Below are 3,898 nucleotides of genomic sequence, written 5' to 3'. Positions count from 1 at the left end.
CTCATGGGGTGGGGAGGCAAGCGGCGTGTGCGGCGCTGGGTGGGACAAAGTCACACCGGCATGTCTGTGGCAATCTTGGATGACACCGAAGCGGGACCACATAACCGGGATGACCTCGATACCGCCGTACCGGCTCGGCCGCCGCACCGTCCTCGCCGCTACCGCCGCGTCCCTTGGCTGCGCGCTGACGCGCCCTCTGCTTGCTGCCCAACCCGCGGCCGGGACCGCGTTCGATCCGGTTCTGCTGGACCGGGCGGTCAAACGGGCGGCGGGGCTCGACCAGATCCACGCGCTGGTCATCGGGCGGAACGGCGCGGTGGTGTCGGCGGAGGCCTTCCGAGGGCCGGCGGTGAACCGCGCCGTCAACGTCAAGTCGGTGTCCAAGACCATCGCCGCCTCGCTCGCCGGCATCGCCATCGACCGCGGGGTCTTGCGTGGCGTTGATGTGCCGTTGGCCGAGGCGGCGCCGGGACTGGTACCGGCGGGCGTCGATCCACGGGTGCGCCGGATCACCATCGCCGACCTTCTGACCATGCAGGCCGGTCTGGAGCCGACCTCCGGGCCGGGCTACGGCCGCTGGATCAACAGCCGCAATTGGGTCGTCGACGCGCTGCGCCGTCCCTTCGTCACCGAGCCGGGGGCGCGGATGCTTTACTCAACCGGGAGCTACCATCTGCTGGGCGCGGCGCTGTCCAGCGCGTCGGGGCGCAGCCTGCTGTCCCTGGCGCGGGAATGGCTGGGCGAGCCGCTGGGCATCGAGGTGCCGTCCTGGACGCGCGATCCGCAGGGCTTCTATCTCGGCGGCAACAACATGGCGCTGTCGCCGCTCGACCTCTTCCGTTTCGGCGAGTTGTGGCGGCAAGGCGGCCTTTGGAACGGACAGCCGGTCATCAGCGCCGCTTGGGTGGAGGCGTCCTGGGTGCCGCGCACGCGCTCCCCCTTCTCCGGCGACGACTACGGATACGGCTGGTTCCTCGCCACGGCGAAGGGGCACCGCATCGCCTACGCGCGTGGCTATGGCGGGCAGATGCTCTATGTCGTGCCCGGCCTGGGGCTGACCGTCGTCGTCACCTCCGACCCCACCCGCCCGGCGCGCTCCGATGGGCATGTCGGTCTGCTCAACGCCCTGCTGACCGACGACATCATCCCGGCGGCGGAGATGGCCTGACGAAGTGGCGGGTCAGGCGGACAGCGTCCCGCTGCGCAACCGACGCATCACGTCCCGTCGCGGCAGCCAGGCCACCAGCACGGCCCCGACCGCGGCCATCGCGGCAACGGTCCCGAGGAAGGCGGCCAGGGGAACAGCGCCTCCAGGCAGGGGAGCGCCGTCGGCTAGGCTGGCGACCACCGCCGCGCCGCCGACCCAGCCGAGCGGCACCGCGACCGCGGCGACCGCGGCGCCCAGGAGGACGAATTCCAGCACCACCGCCTGGACCATCGAACGCCGTCCGACCCCGAGGGCGTGCAGGATCGCCATCTCCTGAAGCCGCCGCCGGGCGCTGCTGGCGATGGCGCCGAGAAGGACCACGGCCGCCGCGCCGAGGGCGACGGCGGACAGGCCATCCAGCAGCCGGCGCACGGTCTGGACGGTCGAACCCAGCGTGTCCAGGACCGCCGCCACGCGGATCGTGGGGGCTTGCGGGACGGCCTGCGTCACCGCCGCTTCAACCGCCGGAACCGCCTTGGGCGAGGACCAGACGGCAGCGACGAGGCTGTGCGGCGGCGGTTCGGGGAAGGGGGAGAGGAGAACCGGAAAATCCAGGTCCAGCCGCGTCCAGTCGATGCGCCGGAGGTTGGCGATCGTCGCGGTCACCGGACCGCTCGCCAGGGCCAGCGTGAGACTGTCCCCCACCGCCAGCCCCAGCCGGCGGGCGACCTGTGCGTCCAGCGAGGCGAGCGGCGGGCCGGTATAGCCCTCGGGCCACCAGCTCCCCGCGACGATCCGGTCGGTGGTAGCGGGGCGGGCGCGCCAGGACAGGCCGCGGTCGCCGCGCACCGCCCAGCCGACGGAGCGCGGGGCATTCGCCTCGGTGATGGCGGCGCCGTCGAGGCGGCTGATCCTGGCGTGCAGGAAAGGCGCCGTCTCGACCCGCCCGACGCCGGGCAGGGCGGTGAGATATTCACTCAAGCGCGGGCCCTCCGGCGGGGGAATGTTCAGCACGACGACGGAGGGCGTCTGCGCCGGCAGGGTCGCCGCGACATGGCCGGTGGCCGACCCTCCGACCACGCCGACCGCCACCAGCAGGGTCAGACCGATGCCCAACGCCACGGCCACCGGGACCGTCGGCGCACCGGGCCGCCCGAGGTTGGCGACGGCCAGACGCATCACCGGTCGCCGTCCGTGCGCCAGCCGGCGTGCCATACCAGCGAGCCCACGCCCCAGCAGCGCAAAGCCCGCCGCCACCAGCCCGGCGAGGAGCAGGAAGCCGGCGACCGCGAGCGGCATGCCTGTCCAGGCGATGAGCAGACCGGCGAGCGCCAGCCCGAGCAGCGCGACCGCGCCACGGGGCCGCCAGCCCAAGGGCCGGGACAATCCATCCACCGCCCCCCGCCAGATCGCCGCAGGGCTGGTCCCGGCGGCGCGGGCCAGCGGCGGCACGGCGCAGAGCAGGGCCGCCAGCAGCCCGACCGCCCCCGCCAGCAGCAAGGCCGCCGGATCGACGGCGCCGCCCGTCTCCGGCATCCAGTCGAGCGGCAGGGCGTTGACCGCTATGGCAGCCAGCGCAGCGCCGGTCGTCACGCCGATCACCAGCGCCACGCCGACCACAGCCAGCGTCTGCAACAGGAAGGCGGTGAAGAGAAGGCGTGGCGAGCCGCCCAGCGCCTTCAGCGTGGCGAGGACCGGCAGCCGCCGGGCGAGATGCGCCGACAGCGCCCGGCCGACGCCGACGCCGCCAACCAGCAGAATGGACAGCGCTCCCAGAAGGAACAGCGCGCGGGCGAGGTGGACGGTGCGGTCCACGCCCGGAATGCCGTGTGAGGCATCGACGATCCGCCATCCGGCGTCGGGGAAGCGCTCTTCCAGATCGCGCAGGACGGCGTCGGACCGGACCGTTTCCGGCAGGAGGAGGCGATAATACCAGTAGACGGGCATCCCCGGCTCGGCAAGGCCCGTCGCGTCCAGCGCCCTGCGGTCGATGACGACGCGCGGACCGAGGGAAAAGGCGCGGAAAGCCCGGTCCGGCTCATGCTCCAGCACGGCGCGGACCGCGACCTCGGCGGCCCCGAGCCGCAGCCGGCCGCCGAGGGAAAGTCCCAGCGCATCGAGGAGGTCGGCGGACACCGCCGCCCCCCATCGCCCGTCCCGGTGGGCCAGCGCGTTGTTCAGGGACGGGGCGCCGGACACCGTCGTCGCGCCGACCAGCGGGTAGCTTTCCTCGACCGCCTTCAGCTCGACCAGGGCGCGGGCGCTGCCGGTCACCGTTGAGGCGACGGGACGCAACTCCGCCGTCTCGCCGACCCTGCCCAACGTGCCGAGGACGGCCCGCTGCTCCGGCGTCGCCGGCGCGTGGAACAGGCGCAGCGAGAGGTCACCGCCGACCGCCTCGCGCGCGGTGGCCCGCATTCCCTCCAGCACGCCGCCGCTCAGCGAGCCGACGGCGGCCATCATGGCCGTTCCCAGCGCCACCCCGAGGACGACGATCCAAAGTCCGGCGACGCCGCCCCGCAGGTCCCGCCAAGCCAGCCGCAACGCGATGCGCAGATGAGTCATGGCGGACATATCGTGAAGGTCCCGCCGGCCGGCAACCGGTTCCGTTGCCTGCAACCTCCCTCTCCCGTCCCGGGAGAGGGAAGGGCCCCACGCGAAGCGTGGGAAGGGTGAGGGTGAAGCCGAGAATCAGCGCTCTGATCCTCGTACGACCCTCACCCGGCGCCTTCGGCGCCCAATCCCTCTCCC

2 protein-coding genes are annotated in these 3,898 nt (G+C 73.1%); one reads left to right on the top strand and one right to left on the bottom strand.

Translation table 11 applies throughout. The features are described 5' to 3' along the window. Positions 1-109 precede the first annotated feature (109 nt). Entirely contained in the window at positions 110-1,168 is a 1,059-nt protein-coding gene (locus tag GBZ26_RS28030; RefSeq protein WP_174441610.1) for a serine hydrolase domain-containing protein, read from the top strand. A 12-nt stretch (positions 1,169-1,180) separates the two neighbouring features. On the opposite strand, the gene GBZ26_RS28025 is transcribed toward GBZ26_RS28030, so the two are convergent. Beyond that, complete coding sequence (locus GBZ26_RS28025) at positions 1,181-3,721, bottom strand: ABC transporter permease (protein WP_174441609.1); 2,541 nt, start codon at positions 3,719-3,721, stop codon at positions 1,181-1,183. Positions 3,722-3,898 lie beyond the last annotated feature (177 nt).

Source organism: Azospirillum formosense, from assembly GCF_013340925.1.
In the GTDB taxonomy this organism is placed as follows: Bacteria; Pseudomonadota; Alphaproteobacteria; order Azospirillales; family Azospirillaceae; genus Azospirillum; species Azospirillum formosense.
This window is presented reverse-complemented; position numbering and strand designations above follow the sequence as displayed.